Annotated in this window: 18 protein-coding genes; 14 read left to right on the plus strand and 4 right to left on the minus strand. The window is 73.0% G+C overall.

Going from position 1 to position 18931, the window contains the following annotated elements; translation table 11 throughout:
• Positions 1–2: 2 nt before the first annotated feature.
• The 10 genes from ABZV77_RS02635 (at position 3) to ABZV77_RS02680 (ending at position 10712) form a co-directional block, all read left to right on the plus strand.
• Positions 3–1145, plus strand: a complete 1143-nt coding sequence (locus ABZV77_RS02635) for a hypothetical protein (RefSeq protein WP_356249482.1) — start codon at positions 3–5, stop codon at positions 1143–1145.
• Entirely contained in the window at positions 1142–2161 is a 1020-nt protein-coding gene (locus ABZV77_RS02640; RefSeq protein WP_356249484.1) for an ATP-binding cassette domain-containing protein, read from the plus strand. Before ABZV77_RS02635 ends, ABZV77_RS02640 begins: the two co-directional genes overlap by 4 nt.
• A complete protein-coding gene (locus tag ABZV77_RS02645; RefSeq protein ID WP_356249486.1) occupies positions 2158–2988 on the plus strand; it encodes an ABC-2 family transporter protein in 831 nt (276 codons plus the stop codon). Before ABZV77_RS02640 ends, ABZV77_RS02645 begins: the two co-directional genes overlap by 4 nt.
• A gap of 13 nt (positions 2989–3001) precedes the next feature.
• Positions 3002–3847 carry an ABC-2 family transporter protein gene (locus tag ABZV77_RS02650; RefSeq protein WP_356249488.1) on the plus strand — a complete coding sequence of 282 codons (846 nt, stop codon included), beginning with the start codon at positions 3002–3004 and terminating at the stop codon, positions 3845–3847.
• A gap of 119 nt (positions 3848–3966) precedes the next feature.
• Positions 3967–4734, plus strand: a complete 768-nt coding sequence (locus ABZV77_RS02655) for a DUF4142 domain-containing protein (protein WP_356249490.1) — start codon at positions 3967–3969, stop codon at positions 4732–4734.
• A gap of 125 nt (positions 4735–4859) precedes the next feature.
• A complete protein-coding gene (locus tag ABZV77_RS02660) occupies positions 4860–6179 on the plus strand; it encodes a DUF692 domain-containing protein (protein ID WP_356249492.1) in 1320 nt (439 codons plus the stop codon).
• Between the two features lie 4 nt (positions 6180–6183).
• Positions 6184–7263 (plus strand): TIGR04222 domain-containing membrane protein, encoded by a 1080-nt coding sequence (locus ABZV77_RS02665; RefSeq protein ID WP_356249494.1) that lies wholly within the window; start codon positions 6184–6186, stop codon positions 7261–7263.
• 167 nt (positions 7264–7430) lie between these two features.
• The gene (locus tag ABZV77_RS02670) at positions 7431–8186 is read left to right on the plus strand and encodes a DUF4142 domain-containing protein (protein WP_356249496.1); all 756 of its coding nucleotides are present in this window, start codon (positions 7431–7433) and stop codon (positions 8184–8186) included.
• A 92-nt stretch (positions 8187–8278) separates the two neighbouring features.
• Complete coding sequence (locus ABZV77_RS02675) at positions 8279–9031, plus strand: TIGR04222 domain-containing membrane protein (RefSeq protein WP_356249498.1); 753 nt, start codon at positions 8279–8281, stop codon at positions 9029–9031.
• A gap of 79 nt (positions 9032–9110) precedes the next feature.
• A complete protein-coding gene (locus ABZV77_RS02680; protein ID WP_356249500.1) occupies positions 9111–10712 on the plus strand; it encodes an alpha/beta hydrolase in 1602 nt (533 codons plus the stop codon).
• A 21-nt stretch (positions 10713–10733) separates the two neighbouring features.
• Here the strand turns inward: ABZV77_RS02680 and ABZV77_RS02685 are convergent, their stop codons facing one another.
• The 3 genes from ABZV77_RS02685 to hemG form a co-directional block, all read right to left on the minus strand.
• Positions 10734–11108: an RNHCP domain-containing protein gene (locus ABZV77_RS02685; protein WP_356249502.1), complete on the minus strand. Its 375-nt coding sequence runs from the start codon at positions 11106–11108 to the stop codon at positions 10734–10736.
• A 143-nt stretch (positions 11109–11251) separates the two neighbouring features.
• Positions 11252–11971, minus strand: coding sequence for a hydrogen peroxide-dependent heme synthase (gene hemQ / locus ABZV77_RS02690; protein WP_356249504.1), 720 nt, complete (start codon positions 11969–11971; stop codon positions 11252–11254).
• Between the two features lie 4 nt (positions 11972–11975).
• Positions 11976–13457, minus strand: coding sequence for a protoporphyrinogen oxidase (gene hemG, locus ABZV77_RS02695; protein WP_356249506.1), 1482 nt, complete (start codon positions 13455–13457; stop codon positions 11976–11978).
• A 124-nt stretch (positions 13458–13581) separates the two neighbouring features.
• Here hemG and ABZV77_RS02700 point away from each other — a divergent pair, with 124 nt between their 5' ends.
• Together ABZV77_RS02700 and ABZV77_RS02705 are read left to right on the plus strand one after the other, a co-directional pair.
• Positions 13582–14565 (plus strand): DUF4349 domain-containing protein, encoded by a 984-nt coding sequence (locus tag ABZV77_RS02700; protein WP_356249508.1) that lies wholly within the window; start codon positions 13582–13584, stop codon positions 14563–14565.
• A 33-nt stretch (positions 14566–14598) separates the two neighbouring features.
• Entirely contained in the window at positions 14599–16017 is a 1419-nt protein-coding gene (locus ABZV77_RS02705) for an FAD-dependent oxidoreductase (protein WP_356249509.1), read from the plus strand.
• A 118-nt stretch (positions 16018–16135) separates the two neighbouring features.
• Here the strand turns inward: ABZV77_RS02705 and hemE are convergent, their stop codons facing one another.
• Entirely contained in the window at positions 16136–17209 is a 1074-nt protein-coding gene (gene hemE / locus ABZV77_RS02710) for a uroporphyrinogen decarboxylase (RefSeq protein ID WP_356249511.1), read from the minus strand.
• 85 nt (positions 17210–17294) lie between these two features.
• Between hemE and ABZV77_RS02715 the strand changes: the two genes are divergently transcribed.
• Both ABZV77_RS02715 and ABZV77_RS02720 read left to right on the plus strand, forming a co-directional pair.
• Positions 17295–17954 (plus strand): DUF3000 domain-containing protein, encoded by a 660-nt coding sequence (locus ABZV77_RS02715; RefSeq protein WP_356249513.1) that lies wholly within the window; start codon positions 17295–17297, stop codon positions 17952–17954.
• Between the two features lie 304 nt (positions 17955–18258).
• Positions 18259–18921 carry a response regulator transcription factor gene (locus ABZV77_RS02720; RefSeq protein WP_016643199.1) on the plus strand — a complete coding sequence of 221 codons (663 nt, stop codon included), beginning with the start codon at positions 18259–18261 and terminating at the stop codon, positions 18919–18921.
• Positions 18922–18931 lie beyond the last annotated feature (10 nt).

The following is an 18931-nucleotide window of genomic DNA, read 5'->3' on the forward strand; positions in this document are numbered from 1 at the left end:
CCGTGAACACCCCCACCGACGCCCCCGAGCAGCACGCCCCGGGCACCGACACCGCCGAGATCCACCTGTCGACGGTGGTGATGGCCCACCCGCGGCGCGCGGCCGCCGCCCGCGAACTGCTCGCGCGCCACCCCGAGCTCGACGCCCGCCTGATCACCGACCCGGACCCGGAAGGACCGCCCTCCGCCCTGCGCACGGCCCGGCTCGCCTGGCAGTCGGTCGCCCCCGGCGCCACCCACCACCTGGTCCTCCAGGACGACGCGATCCTCGCCCCCGACTTCGCCGCGCGCGTGCGGGCCCTGATCGCCGACCGGCCCGACGCCTCGCTGAGCCTGTTCACGGAGTGGGGCTCGCGCACCGCCAACGCCGTGCGCGTCGCCGCCCTGCGCGGCCACACCTGGGCCCCCGTCGTCGACGACTACCTGCCCTCGGTCGCCCTCGTGCTCCCCGCCCGGCTCGCCCTCGGCTTCGAGGAGTACGCAGCCGCCAAGACCGCCCAGGAGGACACCGACGACGTCGCGCTCCTCGGCTACCTCGCCGCGGCAGGTACGGAGACCGTCGTGCCGGTCGCGAATCTCGTCGACCACGCCAACCCCGCCAGCCTCGTCGGCAACGACGTGATGGGGCCGCGCAGCGCCGCCTGCTTCCCCGCCACGGCCCCCGCTCTCCCCCAGGGCCGACAGCGCCCGCAGGAGCTCGTCCACCTGGACGCCGTCCCGTACTTCTGCTGGTGGGAGCAGCTCGCCGTGGCCTACATACGCGACGCCGCCGCCCCCGACGGCTGGCGGCGCGTCCCCGCCGAGGACGCCCTCCTGGAGCGCGGCATCACCCGCGAACACGTCGTCGGGGCGCTGCGTGCGGCACTGGACCGCCTGCCGCACCGCGCCTTCGTGCACGACCGCGTCAGCGACGTGCTGCTCACCGAGATCTGGACGACCGCCTACGCCCTGGGCGTGGTGACCCGCGAGAGCGGCGCCGCCCCCGACTTCACCGCCCCGCTGGCCGGGACCGCACTCGCCACGCTCGCGCCCGGCGCGCTGCGCCGCGTCGTCCCCGCGGGCTGGCTCCCCGGCGTGGGCGAACTGCTCGCGCCGCTGGTGGCCGACGCGGTGGCGAGCGGCGCGGAAGCGGGCGCGGGCTCGTGAGCACGCGGCACCCCGCCATCCGCGTCGACCACGTCACCAAGACCTTCCGCAGCTGGGAGAGTGCCGAGGGCCGCTCCTGGAAGCGACCCTTCCAGCGGCGGAAGGCGCGGCGCACGGCGGCGCTCAGCGAGGTCGACATGACGGTCGAGCCCGGCGAGTTCATCGGCCTGCTCGGCCAGAACGGCGCGGGCAAGTCCACGCTCATCAAGGTCATGACGGGACTGCTGCTCCCGGAGTCGGGCACCGCCCGCCTCTTCGGCCTCGACCCCTACGCCGACCGCGAGCGCAACGCCCACGCCATGGGCGTCACCTTCGGGCAGCGCACGCAACTGTGGTGGGACCTGCCCGCGTACGACTCCTTCATGATCCTGCGCAACATCTACGGCCTCTCCGAGACGGAGTTCCGCACCACGCTGACCGAGCTGAACGACGTACTGGCCCTGTCGCCCTTCTGGGACACGCCCGTGCGGTTCCTCTCGCTCGGCCAGCGGGTGCGCTGCGACCTGGCGGCGGCGCTCCTGCACCGGCCCCCGCTGCTCTTCCTCGACGAGCCGACCATCGGCCTCGACGTCCTCGTCAAGGACCAAGTGCGCACCCTCCTTGCCGACTTGGCGCGCACCGGCGACCACACCATCCTGCTCACCACGCACGACATGGCCGAGGTGGAGGCGCTGTGCCGGCGCCTCGTCGTCATCGACCGGGGCCGCGTCGTCTTCGACGGCGAACGCGGCGAGCTCGCCGAGGCCGCGCACCATCAACGCACCGTCGTGGTGGAGTTCGAGACGCCGCCGGGCGCGCTGAGCCTGCGGACCGCCGAGGTCGTGGCCACCGACGGCACGACCGTCCACCTGCGCCCGCACCCCGGTGCCGAACAGCGCGAGGTGACCGACGAGTTGCTGTCCGCCCACGCCGTGCGCTCGGTGGTCTTCGACGGCTCGAAGGTCGAGGACGTCCTGCGCACCCTGTACGCACGCCCGGAGGCCGTCGCCGCGGCCCCCGCGGGAGGCCCGGCATGACGGTCCAGGCGCCCCCGTCCCGGGGAAAGCCGCGCGCCTACCGCCTCGCGGCCCTCGTGCCGCGCACGGAGTGGGCGTACCGCCCGCGCATCGTGGCGACCGCGTTCATCATCGTCACCCAGGTCTTCCTCTACGTCCTGCTGTGGCGCGCCCTCTACGGCGAGGGCGGCGACACGGTCGCGGGCATGGACGTCACCCAGGCCGTGACGTACTCCGTCCTCGCCACCCTGATGGGCACCGGCCGCGTCATCATGGAAGGCGCGTCGCAGGAGACCGCGCAGAGCAAGATCCGGGACGGCTCCGTGGTGTTCTGGTTCACCCGGCCCGTCTCCGCCCGCCGCTACTGCGCCTGGCGGGGCCTCGGCGAGAGCCTCTACGCCACGGCATGGCTGCTGGCGGGCCTGGTCGTCGGCCTGGCGACCGGCCTGGTCGCCCCGCCGCCCTCGGCCGCCGCCACGGCGGTCGCCGCCCTTTCCTACGCACTGGGCCAGGGCGTCTTCTACCACTTGGCGCTCCTGGTGGACCTGACCAGTTTCTGGACCATCACCAGCTTCGGCGTCAACCGCCTCGCGGCGTTCGCGCAGACGCTGATGTCCGGCGCGCTGATCCCCCTGTGGTTCTTCCCCTCGTGGTTCACCGCCGTCGCCGGTCATCTGCCGTTCTCCGCGACCGTGCACGTGCCCGTCTCCCTCTACACGGGCCGCATCGCGGCCTCCGACGCCTGGCCCTACCTGCTCGAACAGGCCGCCTGGTGCCTTCTGCTGGCCGCCGTCGGCCGCCTTCTGTGGCGTCGCGCGGCGCGCCGCCTTCTCGTCCTTGGTGGTTGATCCGATGTCTGCGATGTCCTCTGTCCCGCGCTCCGACGAGTCGGCGCCGCCCGTGCGCCCGGTGGGCCGACTGCGGCTCGCGCTGGTCATCCTGCGTGCCGGTGTCCGCAGCCAGCTGGCCAACCGCGCGGACTTCGCCATGGCCATCGCCAACGGGGTCACCTATCAGGTGACGGTGCTCCTGTTCGCCACGGTCATCTTCGGGCGCTTCCCCTCGCTGGCGGGCTGGGGCGTCGGCGAGGTCCTGCTGATCAGCAGCATCCGCATGCTGGGCCACGGCCTGTACATGCTCTTCTTCGGCAACCTCGGCCTGATCCCCCATCTCCTGCGGGACGGCCGCTTCGACGCCTTCCGCACCCGCCCCGCCCCCGTGCTGCTGCAGGTCTTCACCTACGAGGCCCCGGTGAACGCCGTCGGCGACCTCGTCGTCGCCTGCGCCTCGCTCAGCGTGTGCCTGTCCCTCCTGGACGTGGAGTGGACCGTGGGCATGGTGGCGTTCCTGCTCACCGCCGTCGTCGGGGCGCTGGTGATCGAGCTGGGCCTGAACCTGCACATCGCGGCCCTGGTCCTGCGCTTCAGGGGCAGCGAGTCGCTGTTCTTCTGGCTGGACAGCGTGTCGGGCACCTTCGGCAACTACCCGCTGGGGCTGTTCCCCTGGCTGCTGCAGGGCGCCTTCACCTTCGCCGTGCCCATCGCCTTCGCGGGCTTCTACCCCGCGGCATGGCTGACGGGCCACGCCGACACGGTGCCCTTCTCCGCCGCCCTGGTCTTCGCCTTCCCCGCCGTGGCGGCCCTCCTGCTGTGGTCGGGGCTCGCGTGGTGGCGGCGGGGAGTGGCCTTCTACGCACGCAACAACTGACCGGACGACTGACCGGGTGCGGGCGACGGCGTCCGACATCTCGCGGAAGTGAACGCCCCACCCGTATCTTCCGTACTCCCCGGTACCACCGGCGACACCGGAGCACCACGGGAGGCACCTTGCGGCGCGTCAACGGCACGGCTCTGATCATCGCGGCACTCGTCGCCACACTGGGCGCCCTCGCGTTCCCCGTGTGGTCCTACGCCGACCGGTCGAGCACCGGGCCCGCCAATCTGGCCGCCGGGTCCGTGGCCACCCAGTGGGGTCCGCTCTCCGCGGCCGACCGGGATCTGCTCGTGAAGGTGCGGCTCGCGGGGCTGTGGGAGATACCCGCGGGACAGCAGGCCGTCGAGCGGGCGCCGACCGAGGCCGTCAAAGAGGCGGGCGACCACCTCATCGTCGGACACACCGACCTCGACAGGCGGACGCGCACGGTGGCCGCGCAGCTCGGCGTGGAGCTGCCCAACCAGCCGACCGACCAGCAGCAGGGGTGGCTCGACGAACTGTCGGCGGCGAGCGGCGAGACGTACCAGCGGAAGTTCGCGAACCTGCTGCGGGCCTCGCACGGGAAGGTCTTCAGCGTCATCGCACAGGTGCGCGACAGCACCCGCAACTCCCTGATCCGGCAGCTCGCCACGGACTCCAACCAGACCGTCCTCGACCACATCACGATGCTGGAGGCCACCGGGCTCGTCGACTTCGACGGGATCGCGAACGGCGCCGCGTCGACCGCGACCGCAAGCCCCACCGGGCCTCCCCCGCCCTCCGGAGCCACTCCCCCCGAGCCCCCGCCCGCCGGGCCGAGCGGCGACGTCTCCACCACGTCCAGGCCCTCGCCAGGACCGCCCGGCGAGATCAACACCGGCCGCCCGGAACCTCAAATGTAGCTCTGAACGTCTCCACCCGAGGGTTCGCCCACCCCCGTCCCGGTCATGGTTGGGGGGACGGAGCCGGGGAATCGGGGGGACCGGGGCCGGGGGGCCCGGGGACCGGGGACGAAGGGGGAATCGACATGCAGCATCTGGAGAGGCAGGTTCCGCAGCAGCAGTTGGGGACCGGGATCGGCTGGCGGCCCGAGATCGCGGACGCCGTGGAGGCGATGCCCGGCATCGACTGGGTCGAGGCCGTCGCGGAGAACCTCTGCCCCGGGCATCTGCCCGACTCGCTGCTGCGGCTGCGCGAGCGCGGCGTGACCGTCGTGCCGCACGGCGTCTCCTTGGGCCTCGGCGGCGCGGACCGCCCCGCAGAGGAGCGCCTCACCGCGCTGGCCGAGCGGGCCGAGGCCCTCGGCTCGCCGCTGGTCACCGAGCACATCGCGTACGTGCGGGCGGGCGGCGCCCTCACCGCGACGCAGCCCCTCGAAGCCGGGCACCTGCTGCCCGTGCCGCGCACGCGCGACGCGCTGGACGTGCTCTGCGAGAACGTCCGGATCGCGCAGGACGCGCTGCCCGTGCCGCTCGCCGTGGAGAACATCGCGGCGCTGGTCGCCTGGCCCGGCGAGGAGATGACGGAGGGGCAGTTCCTGTACGAGCTCGTCGAGCGCACGGGCGTACGTCTCCTCATCGACGTCGCCAACCTCCACACGAACCACGTCAACCGCGGCGAAGACCCGGCCAAGGCCCTGGACGAACTGCCGGTCGAGGCGATCGCGTACGTCCACGTGGCGGGCGGCTTCGAGCGGGACGGCGTCTGGCACGACAGCCACGCGCACCCCGTGCCGGAGGCCGTGCTCGCGGTCCTCGCCGACCTCGCGTCGCGCGTGTCGCCGCCCGGGGTCCTCCTGGAGCGGGACGAGAACTTCCCCGAACCGGCCGAGCTCGAGCGGGAGCTGGACGCCATCCGGGCCACGGTGAAGACGTCCGGCGAGGCGCTCGCGGACTTCCCCGCCGAGCGTCGCGACGTACCGGCCGCCTCCCCCGCCGCCCGCCAGCGCACCGCCGTCGCCCAGGCCGCGCTCCTCTCCGCGCTCGTCGCGGGCACCCCGGCGCCCGAGGGCTTCGACCACGCGCGCCTGAAGGTGCAGAGCCACGCCCTGGCCGCCAAGCGGGCCGACGTCGTCGCGAAGGTCGCGCCCGAGCTGCCGGAGATCCTCGGCAGGGCGTACCGCGGCGAGTTCCTCGCCTACGCCAGGACCCGGCCCATGACCGGCGGCTACCGGCACGACGCGCTGAACTTCGCCGAGCACCTGCTGCTCGCCGGGCGCCCCGGGGACCCGGCGGCGCGGCAGCGGCTGAGCGACTGGTGGCTGGAGCGCTCGGGCCCGGCCCCGCTGTCGCGGCGGCCCGCCGCGAGACTCCTGCACGCCACCCGCCGGGTCCTGTCGAGGCGGTGACGCCATGAGCATCCTGGCCATGGCGTACACGCTCGCCGTCTCGCTCGCCTCCGCCGAGCTGATCCGGGGCGTGGCGGCGGCCCGCCGCACCCAGTCCCCGTACCGGGCGAGGCAGCCGCTCGACGCCGAGCACGGGGTCTACGTCCGCGGGACGCTGGAGGCGGCGTTCCTCTCCGGCGGCCCCGCCCGCGCCGCGGACGCGCTGATCGCGGGCCTGCACGAGGACGGCCGTCTCGTCGTCGCGGGACCCGGCGTCGTCGGGATACCCCGCCCTGCCGCAAGGAACGCCGGTGAGCAGGCGGTCGTCGACGCCCACAGCGCGGCGCCCAGCGGCGCGCTGCACTGGCTGCGGGCGGCCGTGATGCGCAGCCTGCCGGTGCAGGAGACGGGCGAGGCGCTGGCCCGCCGTGGCCTCCTGGTGCGGCCGGGCCGCCAGCGGAGGTGGCGGCGCTGGGCCGGGGCGCAGATCGCCCTGACCTTCTTCGGGTTCGTGGTCTGCGCGGTCGTGTCACTGCTGGTGTTCGCCGCCGATTTCGGGAGTCCGGACGAGTCCGGCGGTCCCGGAACCCCGTTCGAGGACATCCTGATCCTGCTGCCCGGCGCCGTGTTCGGCGTCGTGAGCGGCGCCATCTGCCTCGCGGTCACCTCGAAGCAGCTCACCGTCGCCGGGCGGTACGCCCTGCGCGAGTACGTCGCCTCCGCGCAGCATCTGACGGGCGCGGCGCACCTGGTGGCGACCCGCGGCCTCGCGGCGGCCCACCCGGATCTGCGGGCCCAGTTGATCGCCGCCGCCCGGGTCGGGGCTCCGGCGGCGGCTCCCACGGGCCCGGCCCCCGCTCCGTACCAGGACCCGAATCCGTGGAACTCGGGGAGCGGGACGCCCACCTGGTGCGGGTCGGGCGGCGGGGGCGGTGGGTTCGCCTGCTCGGGCGGCGGGGGCGGCTCCTCCTGTTCCGGCGGCGGGTCGTCCTGTTCGGGCGGGGGCGGGTCCTCGTGCTCGGGCGGCGGGTCATCGTGTTCGAGCGGGGGCGGCTCGTCCTGCGGCGGAGGCGGGGGCTCCTCCTGCGGCGGCGGGGGCAGCTGAGCCGGACCTTTCCGGGCGGGCCGTCCGCCGCCCGCTGCGGCCTTCCGGGGGCGCACGCCGCGCTCATCAACTCATGCGCCCGGTACGGCAGGTGACGTACTCCCGGCCGTATCGGACCGCGCCCCTCCCGGGGCGCACTAACGTGCGGTGCCGCACCAGGAGGCACCATGCGATTACGAACCATCAACGGCACCGGCCTCATCGCGGCGGGGCTCGTCGCGACCCTGGCCGCGGTGATCTTCCCCCTCTGGTCCTACGAGGACCGCTCGGGCACCGCCCTCGACCGGCTCAACGCCGACACCGTGTCCACCGACTTCGGGCCGCTCTCCGCCCTGGACCGGGACTTCATCACCAGAGTGCGCCTCGCGGGCCTGTGGGAGCTGCCCGCCGGGCAGCAGGCCGAGGAGCGCGGCACCACCAAGGCCGTACGGACCGCGGGCAAGCACCTCGTCGACGGCCACACCTTCCTCGACGCGCGCGTACGCGAAGTCGCCACCCGCCTCGGCCTCGAACTGCCCAGCCAGCCGAACAGCCAGCAGCGCGGCTGGCTGTCGGAGCTGAGCGGGGCGAGCGGGGAGACGTACAACGAGAAGTTCGCGAACATCCTGCGCCGCGCCCACGGCAAGGTGTTCGCCGTGGTCGCCCAAGTGCGTGCGAACACCCGCAACTCGCTGGTGCGCACCCTGGCCGACGACGCGAACACGACCGTCCTGGACCACATCACGGTCCTGGAGGAGACCGGGCTCGTCGACTTCGACGGCCTCGCCAGGGACGCGGCGACGACGGGACCCGCACCCCCCGCGTCCCGCTCCCCGGCCCCGCCGGGCCCCACGGACGCCCCAGGATCGGCCACGCCGGTCACCCCCTCGCCCTCGTTCCCGCTGCCCCCTGCGGCCTCCCGGCCGAAGCCCGGCAAGGACTGAGAGCAGAAACGGAACGTTACCCACCCGTCACCCCGTGTCCACATACTGAAAACACCATGGCGCAATGCGACGCCTTCGCATAGAAAATCGCCATGTTCTGGGTCCCTCTGCTCCTCCTCGCCTGCGCCGCGGCCGGTCTGTCCTGTGGCCGTCTGTGCCTCGCCGCCAGCCGCGCCGCCGCACAGGAGCGGTCCGCGGGCCGCGGCCACGAACTCACCCTCTACGAGACGGCGTTCCTCTCCGGAGGCCCCTCGCGCGTCGCCGACGTGACGCTCGTCGCGATGGCCAGGGCGCGTCGGCTGCTGATCGCGCACACCGGCTGGGCGACCGTCGTCGACCCGGTGGGCCGCGACGACATGGAGCGCTCGGTGCTCGGCGCGATCGGCCCGGCCGGGCAGTCGCGGATAGCGCCGATACGGCTGGGGGCCGCGGCCGCCGACCCGGTGCGGGCGCTCGCCGACCGGCTCGTCGCGGCGGGCCTCGCCGTCCCCGACGGCCTCGGCGCGGGTGTCACGGCCGCCGTGCGCCAGGTGCGGGCCGCGACGGCGGCGGTCCTCGCGCTGGGCACCGTGGCGGTGCTGATGCCCGCTCAGGAGCACGGGGCCGCCGGTCAGGTGCCGGTCGCGGTCTGGTTCTCGCTGCCGCTGCTGCTGTGCGTGGCCTGTCTGCTCATCGCGCGCGTCGAGGTGCATCCGTACACGCGCTGGGCCTCCCCCGCGGGCCAGCGGCTCCTCGGGGCGCTCCCGGCGCGCGACGAGGAGCTCACGGCCGTCGCCGTGCGCGGGGTGCGCGCCACGGGAGACCCGGGGCTGCGGGCCGCCTTCGCCCACCGGCCGCGCCCCTGAGCGGCCCAACGGAGTCATTGGGCCGACACCCCCACATCGGTGCTTTACATAGCCAAATACCACAAGATAGACAAGCGCGATGAGAGCAGCCGCCGTCCGCTACGGAACCGCCGGGTCCCTGGTCCTGACCGCCCTCGTCGCCGCCCCCGCGGGAAGCGCGAGCGGCGCCCCGCCCTCCCCCGAGACCCACGGCGTCGCCGTCGCCGCCCAGCGCGCCGAGGCCGCCGGGATCCACTGGGGCACCTGCGCCAAGGCCGAGGGCCTCCCCCCGTCCGTCCGGTGCGGCGCCGTCTCCGTGCCGCTCGACTACGCCCGCCCCGACGGCAAGCGGATCGAACTGACCGTCAGCCGCACGAAGGCCACCAAGAAGACCGCGGGCAAGGCGGTCGCACGCCAGGGCGCCCTGGTCTACAACCCCGGCGGTCCCGGCGCGTCCGGCACCTACTTCCCGATGGTCGGCGTCATGCCCGAGTGGAAGCGCATCGCGGCGGCGTACGACCTGGTCGGCTACGCCCCGCGCGGGGTCGGCCGCTCGGCGCCGCTGTCCTGCCAGAACCCGAAGCACTTCTCCAAGGCGCCCTCGCAGTCCCCCACGCACCCGGACGACTCGTACAAGCAGGAGCGCATCGCGCAGGCCAAGGCGTACGCGCGAGGGTGCGCGCAGCGCAACCCCGGCCTGCGCCACTACACGACGCTGAACAACGCGCGTGACCTGGACGTGCTGCGGGCGGCGCTCGGCGAGCGGAAGCTGACGTTCATGGGGGCCTCGTACGGCACGTACTACGGGGCCGTCTACGCGACGCTGTTCCCGTCGCACGTGCGCCGCATGGTCTTCGACTCGGCGGTCGACCCCGACCCCGAGCAGATCTGGTACCGCAACAACCTCGACCAGTCGCTGGCGTTCGAGCGGCGGTGGACGGACTTCCGCACCTGGGTGGCCAAGCACGACAAGGCGTACCACCTGGGCAAGACGCCCGACGACGTCCTGCGCAGCTACGAGAAGGTGCGCGCCGAGCTGGCCCACGAACCGGCGGGCGGCAAGGTCGGACCGGGCCAGCTGCAGTCCTCCTTCCTCCAGGCCGGGTACTACGACGACTACTGGCCGTCGCGCGCGTCGGCCCTGTCCGCGTATCTGAAGGGCGACCCGAAGCCGCTGATCGAGCAGGCCTCGCCCGAGCCGCGGGCGGCCGCGGAGAACGAGAACGGCAACGCCGTGTACACGGCCGTCGAGTGCAACGACGCGGCCTGGCCCACGGACTTCGGGACCTGGGACCGCGACAACTCGGAGCTCGCGCGCCTGGCGCCCTTCGAGACCTGGGACAACGCCTGGATGAACCTGCCGTGCGCCTACTGGAAGGCGCCCCGGCAGCGGCCCGTCGACGTGGGCACGGCCGACGGCGCGCTGCCCCCGACGCTGATCCTGGCCGCCGAGCGCGACGCGGCGACGCCGTACCGGGGCGCGCAGGAGCTGAACCGCAGGCTGTCGGGTTCGGTCCTGGTCACCGAGCGGGCCGCGGGCACGCACGGCATCGGCGGCGGCCCCAACAAGTGCGTGAACGGGCACCTGGACGCCTACCTCCTGGAGGGCAGGCTCCCCGTGCGGCGCGCCGCGTGCGCACCGCGCAAGGAGCCCCGGCCGTCGTCCGAGGTGCGGGCGGCGGCTCTCCCCAGGGAACGCTAGGTCCCTGGGGCGCCCCTCACGTCACAGCGCGCCGAGCCGCTCCAGTGGGAACGGCGGCTGGGCCAGCGGGCGCACCGCGAGCCGGGTCAGCGGCAGGACGTTGTCGTCGCCCGCCGTGCGGTTGGCGTGCAGGACGCCGCAGTGGGTGCAGCGGTGGACCAGGATCCACTCGCCGTCTCCTCGTACGGAGATGGCGAGGGGTTCCATCCTGGCGCCGCAGTCCGCGTCCCGGTCGCCCGGGGTGTCGTCTAGGTGACGGCTCCACAGGCAGTTCGGACAGTGGTTGCGGTGGTCGGTGCCTGGGGCGGTCATCGAGACGTCGAGACCGCACTGCAGGCAGCGGAAGGACTGGGCGCGCGCTTCAGTGCGGGCCCGCCGAGAGGTGTTGCGGGACATGGTGAGGATGACTCCTGAGCGTTGCGGAAGGGGATGACTCCGAGCTGTTCCGCAGGGCCCTGGGCATACATTCACCATCTCTCTGTCCTTGGCTTCGACCTCTCGATGAAACCCGCACCGGACGAGCGCGGCAACCAAATTAACTAGGCGAGACCCGCCACCAGCTCGGCCACCGACTTGCGGCGGCCGGTGTAGAACGGGACCTCTTCGCGTACGTGCATGCGGGCCTCGGAGGCGCGCAGGTGACGCATGAGGTCGACGATGCGGTACAGCTCGTCGGCCTCGAAGGCGAGCAGCCACTCGTAGTCACCGAGGGAGAACGAGGCGACCGTGTTGGCGCGCACGTCGGGGTAGCCGCGGGCCATCATGCCGTGGTCCTTGAGCATGCGGCGACGGTCCTCGTCGGGCAGCAGGTACCAGTCGTAGGAGCGCACGAAGGGGTAGACGCTGATGTAGTTGCGCGGCGTCTCGTCGGCCAGGAAGGCCGGGATGTGCGACTTGTTGAACTCGGCGGGACGGTGCAGCGCCATGTTCGACCAGACCGGCTCCAGGGAGCGGCCGAGCTTGGTGCGGCGGAAGAGGTTGTAGGCCTCCTGCAGCTCGTCGGCGGTCTCGGCGTGCCACCAGATCATGACGTCGGCGTCGGCGCGCAGGCCGGAGACGTCGTAGGTGCCGCGGACGGTGATGTCCTTGGCCGCGAGCTGGTCGAACAGGTCCTGGACCTCTTCGGCGTAGCCCGCGCGGTTCTCGGGCAGCACGTCACGCAGCTTGAAGACGGACCACAGCGTGTAGCGGATGACCTCGTTGAGGTCCTTGGCCTTCTTGCCCGCGTTGGGCGTCTTGGCGGGGGCGTCGTCACTCATGCGGCTATTCTCCTCCGCCGCCGTGCAGACTCTGCACCGGGTTGCGGGTGAGCTCCTGCACACCGACCGGGTCACCGGCCAGCCCGTCGACGGCGGCGTTGGCGCTCGCGATGCAGGCGGGGATGCCCACGCCGTCGTACGCGGCCCCGCAGACCGCGAGGCCGGGCAGGGCGGCGACATGGGCGCGGACGCGGGCCACGCGCGCGTGGTGGCCCACCGGGTACTGCGGGAGGCCGTCGTCCCAGCGGGTGACGCGGGTGGCGACGGGCTCGGCGGTCAGGCCGGTGGCCTCGCGCAGGTCGTGCCGGGAGAGGTCGACGAGCTCGGTGTCGTCCCGCTCCAGGATCTTCGCCTCGCCGTACCTTCCGACGGAGGTGCGCAGGACCAGCAGGTCCGGGTCCTGCCGGTCGATCCAGCCCCATTTGCGGCTGGCGAAGGTGGACGCCTTGATCGTGTGCCCGTCGACGGGCGGGACGAGGAAACCGCTGCCTTCGGGGAGGTCGGTTTCGCCGCGGCGGTACACGAGGGTCATCAGGGCCATGGAGGCGTACTCGACGGTGCGCAGTTCGGCGGCGGCCGCGGGCGACTCGGCGGCCAGGAGACCGGCGGCGGCGGGCGCGGGGAGCGCGAGGACGACGGCATCGGCTTCGTGGGTCCCGTCCGGGGTCACGACGTGCCAGCCGTGGGGCGTGCGGCGCAGTCCGGTGACGGGGGTGTCGGTGCGGATCTCGGCGCCCCGTGCGCGCACCGATGCGGCGACGGCGAGCGGCAGTTGGCCGATGCCCCCGTCGATGCCCATGAAGACGGGCCCGGTCTGCTGGTTCTTCGCGGCGCGCGCCTGGATCTCGCGGACGCCCGCCGTGAGGGAGGTGTGGGTGCGGGCCGCCTCGAAGAGCTGGGGGACGGCCGAGCGCATCGAGATGCGGTACGCGTCGCCTGCGTACACCCCGCCGAGCAGGGGCTCCACGAGGCGGTCGACGACTTCCCGGCCCAGGCGCGCGGCGACGTAGCTGCCGACCGCGACGTCGTCGCCGACCTCGGTGGGCGGCAGTTCGCCGTCCCGTCCGATGCGGCGCAGGCCCTCTTCGGAGAGGACTCCCGCCAGCGCGGACGCGTCGCCGGGCACGCCCATGACGTGGCCCTTGGGCATGGGGCGCAGGGCGCCGCGGGTCCAGATCGCGGCGGTCGCGGTGGCGGGCGGCTGCAGCCGGTCGGCGAGGCCCACCTCGCGGGCGAGGGCGACGGCCTCGGGGCGGCGGGCGAGCATCGACTCGGCGCCGAGGTCGACGCGGACCCCGGCGATCTCGGCGGCGTGCAGTTTGCCGCCGATGCGGCCGGAGGCCTCCAGGACGGTGACCCAGCGACCGGGGTCGGCCGAGAGCAGGCGGTGCGCGGCGGCAAGTCCGGCGATCCCGCCCCCGATGACGACGGCGTGGCCGTTCCCCGTGCGGTGGCCGTTCCCCGTACCCGTGTCCGTTTCGCGCATGCCTCCACTCTCTCAGACCGGCGAGTCCCGACCGTGACCGCATCGGGACCGGTCGGCAACCATCGTTCGGCCCCTCTCCGCCGTCGAAGGAGCATCAGTTCCCACGTCCCCGGGGGGTACGCCGATGCGCGCGTCCAGCAAGTCCACCCACCGCACGTTCCAGGTCCTCGCGGGCCTTCTGCTGGCGGTCGCGCTCGCGCTCACCGGATGCACGGGCGCCGGGGACACCGGCAGCGACTCCGACGGGGGCGGCAAGGCCGCAGGGATCCAGGCGGAAGGGGACGGGAAGGGTGCGGAAGGCAGCAGGCCCGACGCGCCCGGGGACACCGAAAGCAGCTCGGGGAAGCGCAAGACGCCCGACCTGACCGGCACCCACATCATCCGCACCGCGAAGCTCACCGTCCGCGTCAAGGACGTGCCCTCGGCGCTTGCCGAGGCCCGCGAGGCGGCCGAGGACGCCGGTGGCCTGGTGGGGAACGAGAACACCTCGCGCGACAGCAAGGGGCGCGAGCGCTCCCACGTCGTCCTGCGGGTGCCGCAGGACAAGTACGAGGACGTGCTCACCGCTCTCGAAGGCACGGGGAAGCTCATCAGCCGGGACGCGAAGGCGCAGGACGTCACCGACCAGGTGGTCGACGTGGAGAGCCGCGTCACGTCGCAGCGGGCGAGCGTGGCCCGGGTCCGGGAACTGATGGACAGGGCGACGAAACTGAGTGATGTGGTCGCCCTGGAAGGCGAGTTGAGCACGCGTCAGGCGGACCTGGAGGCGCTGCTCGCGCAGCAGGCGTCGCTGAAGGACCGGACGAGCATGGCGACGATCACGCTCTCGCTCACGGAGAGCGGGACGAAGGCGGCCGCGGAGGACGACGACCCGTCGTTCGGCGACGCGCTCGCGGGCGGCTGGGACGCGTTCGTCACGGCGCTGCGCTGGGTCGCGGTGGTCCTCGCCGCGGTGCTGCCGTTCGCCGCGGTGGCCGCGCTGCTGTTCGCGCTGTGGCTGCGCGTCGTCCGCCCGAGGCTGTCGCGCCGCCCGGCCCCGTCCCCGACCCCTTCGTCCCCCGCTGCCCCCGCTGCCCCGCTCCCCGCCCGCGAGGAGGACGACGACTGAATCCGTCCGTACGTCTCGCCGTAGCGTGTCCGCATGAGCATGAGCAGCACGAGCAGCACGAGCAGCACACGAGAGCGCCTGGTCATCGTCGGGGGCGACGCGGCGGGCATGTCCGCCGCGTCGCAGGCGCGCAGGCTCAAGGGCCCCGACGAGCTGGAGATCGTCGCGTTCGAGCGCGGCCACTTCACCTCGTACTCCGCCTGCGGCATCCCCTACTGGGTGGGCGGCGACGTCGGGGAGCGGGACGATCTGATCGCGCGGACGCCCGAGGAGCACCGGGAGCGGGCGATCGATCTGCGGATGCGCACGGAGGTGGTGCGGCTCGACGTCCCGGGCCGCCGGGTCCTGGCCCGGGACCTGGAGGCGGGCGAGGAGTACTGGACGTCGTACGACAAGCTCGTCATCGCCACCGGCGCGCGCCCGCTGCGCCCGGCGCTGCCCGGCATCGACGCCCCCGGTGTGCACGGCGTGCAGACCCTCGGCGACGGCCAGGCCCTGCTCGACACGCTGGCCCGGACGGCCGGGCGCCGCGCGGTGGTCATCGGCGCGGGCTACATCGGCGTCGAGATGGCAGAGGCGCTCGTCAACCGCGGCTACGAGGTGACGGTCGTCAACCGCGGCAAGGAGCCCATGTCGACGCTCGACCCGGACATGGGCCGCCTGGTGCACGACGCGATGACGGGCATGGGCATCACGATGGTGAACGACGCCGAGGTCACCAAGATCCTCACGACCGCCGACGGCCGGGCCAGGGCGGTGGCCACGGAGGACGACGAGTACCCGGCGGACGTGGTGGTGCTCGGGATCGGCGTACGTCCCGAGACGGCGCTCGCCCGGGAGGCGGGCCTGCCGCTCGGCGAACACGGCGGACTCCTCACCGACCTGGCGATGCGGGTGCGCGGGACCGAAGCGGGCGGGGTCATCTGGTCGGGCGGGGACTGCGTGGAGGTCCACGACCTCGTGTCGGGGCGCGAGCGCCACATCGCGCTCGGCACGCACGCCAACAAGCACGGGCAGGTCATCGGCTCCAACGCGGGCGGGGGCTACGCGACGTTCCCCGGTGTCGTCGGCACGGCCGTCAGCAAGGTCTGCGACCTGGAGATCGCCCGCACCGGCCTGCGCGAGAAGGACGCGCTCGCCGCCGGATTCCGCTTCGTGACGGTGACCATCGAGTCGACGAGCCGGGCCGGTTACTACCCGGGGGCCGCGCCGATGAAGGTGAAGATGATCGCCGAGCGGCGCACCGGGCGGCTCCTCGGCGTGCAGATCGTCGGGCGCGAGGGCGCGGGCAAGCGCGTCGACGTGGCGGCTGTCGCGCTCACGGCGCAGATGACGGTGGAGCAGATGACGGCGCTCGATCTGGGCTACGCGCCGCCGTTCTCCCCGGTGTGGGACCCGGTCCTGGTGGCGGCCCGCAAGGCGGTGGCGGCGGTGCGGTCGGACCGGTCCTGACGCGAAGAGCACGGTCCGGGTGACCGAAAAAGGGTCCCTGCCCGATCGGACAGGGACCCTTTTCAGACATCTTTCAGACGTTCGCCGTTCAGACGTCCACTGTTCAATCGGTGGCCGTTCAGACAGCCGTACGCGTGTGCACGTACTCCACGAGGCGGGTCAGCGCCTCGGGGTCCGTGGTGGGCAGGACGCCGTGCCCGAGGTTGAAGATGTGGCCCTCCAGGCCACTCGCGGCGGCGAGGATCTCGTCCGTCTTCTGCTCGACTGCCTCGGTCGTGGAGAAGAGGACGGCCGGGTCGAGGTTGCCCTGGATCGCCTTGCCGGGCCCGACGCGGCGCGCGGCCTCGTCCACCGGCACCCGCCAGTCGGCGCCCACGACGTCGGCGCCCGCCTCGCCCATGAGATTGAGCAGCTCGCCCGTGCCGACGCCGAAGTGGATGCGGGGCACGCCGTACGAGGCGACGGCGTCGAAGGCCTTCGCGGAGGCGGGCATCACCGAGCGGCGGTAGTCGGCGGGGGCCAGCGCGCCCACCCACGAGTCGAAGAGCTGCACGGCGCTCGCGCCCGCCTCGATCTGCACCTTCAGGAAGGCGGCGGTGATCTCCGCGAGGCGGTCGAGCAGGTCGGCCCAGAGCTGCGGGTCGCCGTACATCAGCGCCTTGGTGTGCTCGTGGTTGCGGCTCGGGCCGCCCTCCACGAGGTAGCTCGCCAGGGTGAAGGGCGCACCGGCGAAGCCGATGAGGGGCGTCGAGCCGAGCTCGGCCGTCAGCATCCCCATCGCCTCGGTGACGTAGTGCACGTCCTCGGGCGTGAGGTCCCGCAGCTGCGCGAGGTCGGCGCGCGAGCGGATCGGCTTCTCGACGACGGGGCCGACGCCCGGCTTGATGTCGAGGTCGATGCCGATCGCCTTGAGCGGGACGACGATGTCGCTGAAGTAGATCGCGGCGTCCACGTTGTGGCGGCGCACGGGCTGCAGCGTGATCTCGGTGACGAGATCGGGGCGCATGCAGGACTCCAGCATCGCCGTGCCCTCGCGGACCTTGCGGTACTCGGGAAGTGAGCGCCCCGCCTGCCGCATGAACCAGACCGGTGTGTGCGGCACGGCCTCGCGCCTGCACGCCTTCATGAAGGGGGAGTCGTACGTCGCTGTGTTCTGCCGGCCCAGGGGGCCACGGCTGTCATTGGCACTCACGCGGAAAGTCTCGCACGTCGACCCGGAACCCCCTGACGGGTGTCTCTCCCTGCGCGAAGGCGCCGTTCCCCTTAACCTTCCCCGCATGGCTGCGGCTCAGGTACAACGGTCGGACGGCGCTGGCGAGATGGAGAGTTCGGAGGGGAAGGTGGCGGATTCGGCTCCGTTGCCCTTCCGCGCGGCGGTCGATGCGCTGCGGGGGGCACGGCTGCGGCCGGAGATCGAGATCGATCCGACGCGACCGCCGCAGCGGCTTGCGCCGCACGCGTACGCGTTGGAGGCGGCGGTCGTGGACGGCGAGGAGGACCTCGCCGACGGACGGCTCGTGCTGCTGCACGATCCGGCCGGGCACGACGCGTGGCAGGGCACTTTCCGGCTGGTCACGCTCGTACGGGCGGAGCTCGAACCGGAGATGGCGGCGGATCCGCTGCTGCCGGAGGTCTGCTGGTCGTGGCTGACCGGGGCGCTGCACGCGCGGGGGCTCTCGGCGGGCGAGGCGAGCGGGACGGTGACGCGCGCCGGATCGCACTACTTCGGGGGACTCGCGGAGCGGCCGCCCGCGTCGCAGATCGAGATCCGGGCCTCGTGGACCCCTCGGGAGGGCAGCGGCGGAGTGCCGGACACGGGCGCGCATCTGGCGGCGTGGTGCGATCTGCTCTGCCAGATCGCAGGGCTGCCGCCCGCCGGGCCCGGCGACGGGTCCGTGGTCTCGCTGCCGCAACGGCGGGGGCCACTGTCCCCTTGACCCGACGCACTTGACCCGACGCACTTGAGACAACGGACCTGAACCGACGGACAACCGAACACCCATTCCCCGCGGCCCGTGCCGCGGGGTTCGTCTTTTGGGGGGTCACTCGGAAGTGGGCGTGTTCGGTTTGATCTTCGGATGATCGAGCGCATGTCTGAATTGCCCTAATTATTGCTCACCAAATCGTGATCATTTCCTAAAGGAGGCAGGGATCCGTGCCGAAGAGGTTTGTGACCTTGAAAGCACGGTTCGTCCCGGCTTCATCCCCGAGCCGGTCCCGTCCCCCACCCCAGGAGGCCTGGTGTCCGTTCTCCTCGAGCAGCCCGCAAGCCTGGTCGCCTACCGCCCGAACAAGCCGACCGCCATGGTCGTCGTGGCCGACCCCCGCGTCCGTTCCACCGTCACCCGCCACCTGTGGGCGCTCGGTGTACGCGACGTCATCGAGGCCTCGTCGATCGCGGAGGCTCGTCCCCGCATCGGCAACCCCCGGGACATCTGCGTCGCGGATGTCCACCTCCCCGACGGCTCCGGCCTGACGCTCCTCTCCGAAACCCGTGCCGCGGGCTGGCCCAACGGCCTCGCCCTCTCCGCCGCCGACGACATCGGTGCCGTGCGCAACGCCCTCGCGGGCGGCGTCAAGGGCTACGTCGTCACCGGCACTCGCACGAACGTCGGACTCCCCACCCGTCCCGGCGCGGCTCCCATCGGCTCGGCCGCCGCCCGCATGCACCGCCGCCCTCCGGGCACCCCGAGCCACCCCGGCGGCTACCGCGAGCTGTCGGGCCGTGAGGTCGAAGTGCTGCGCCTGGTCGCGGAGGGCCAGTCCAACAAGGCCATCGGCGTTTCGATGGGCCTGTCCGCCCTGACCGTGAAGAGCCACCTCGCCCGGATCGCGCGCAAGCTCGGCACGGGTGACCGGGCCGGGATGGTGGCGGTCGCCCTGCGCACCGGCATCATCCACTGACTGATTTACA

The sequence above is a fragment of the Streptomyces sp. NPDC004732 genome (assembly GCF_040609235.1).
Classification (GTDB): Bacteria; Actinomycetota; Actinomycetes; order Streptomycetales; family Streptomycetaceae; genus Streptomyces.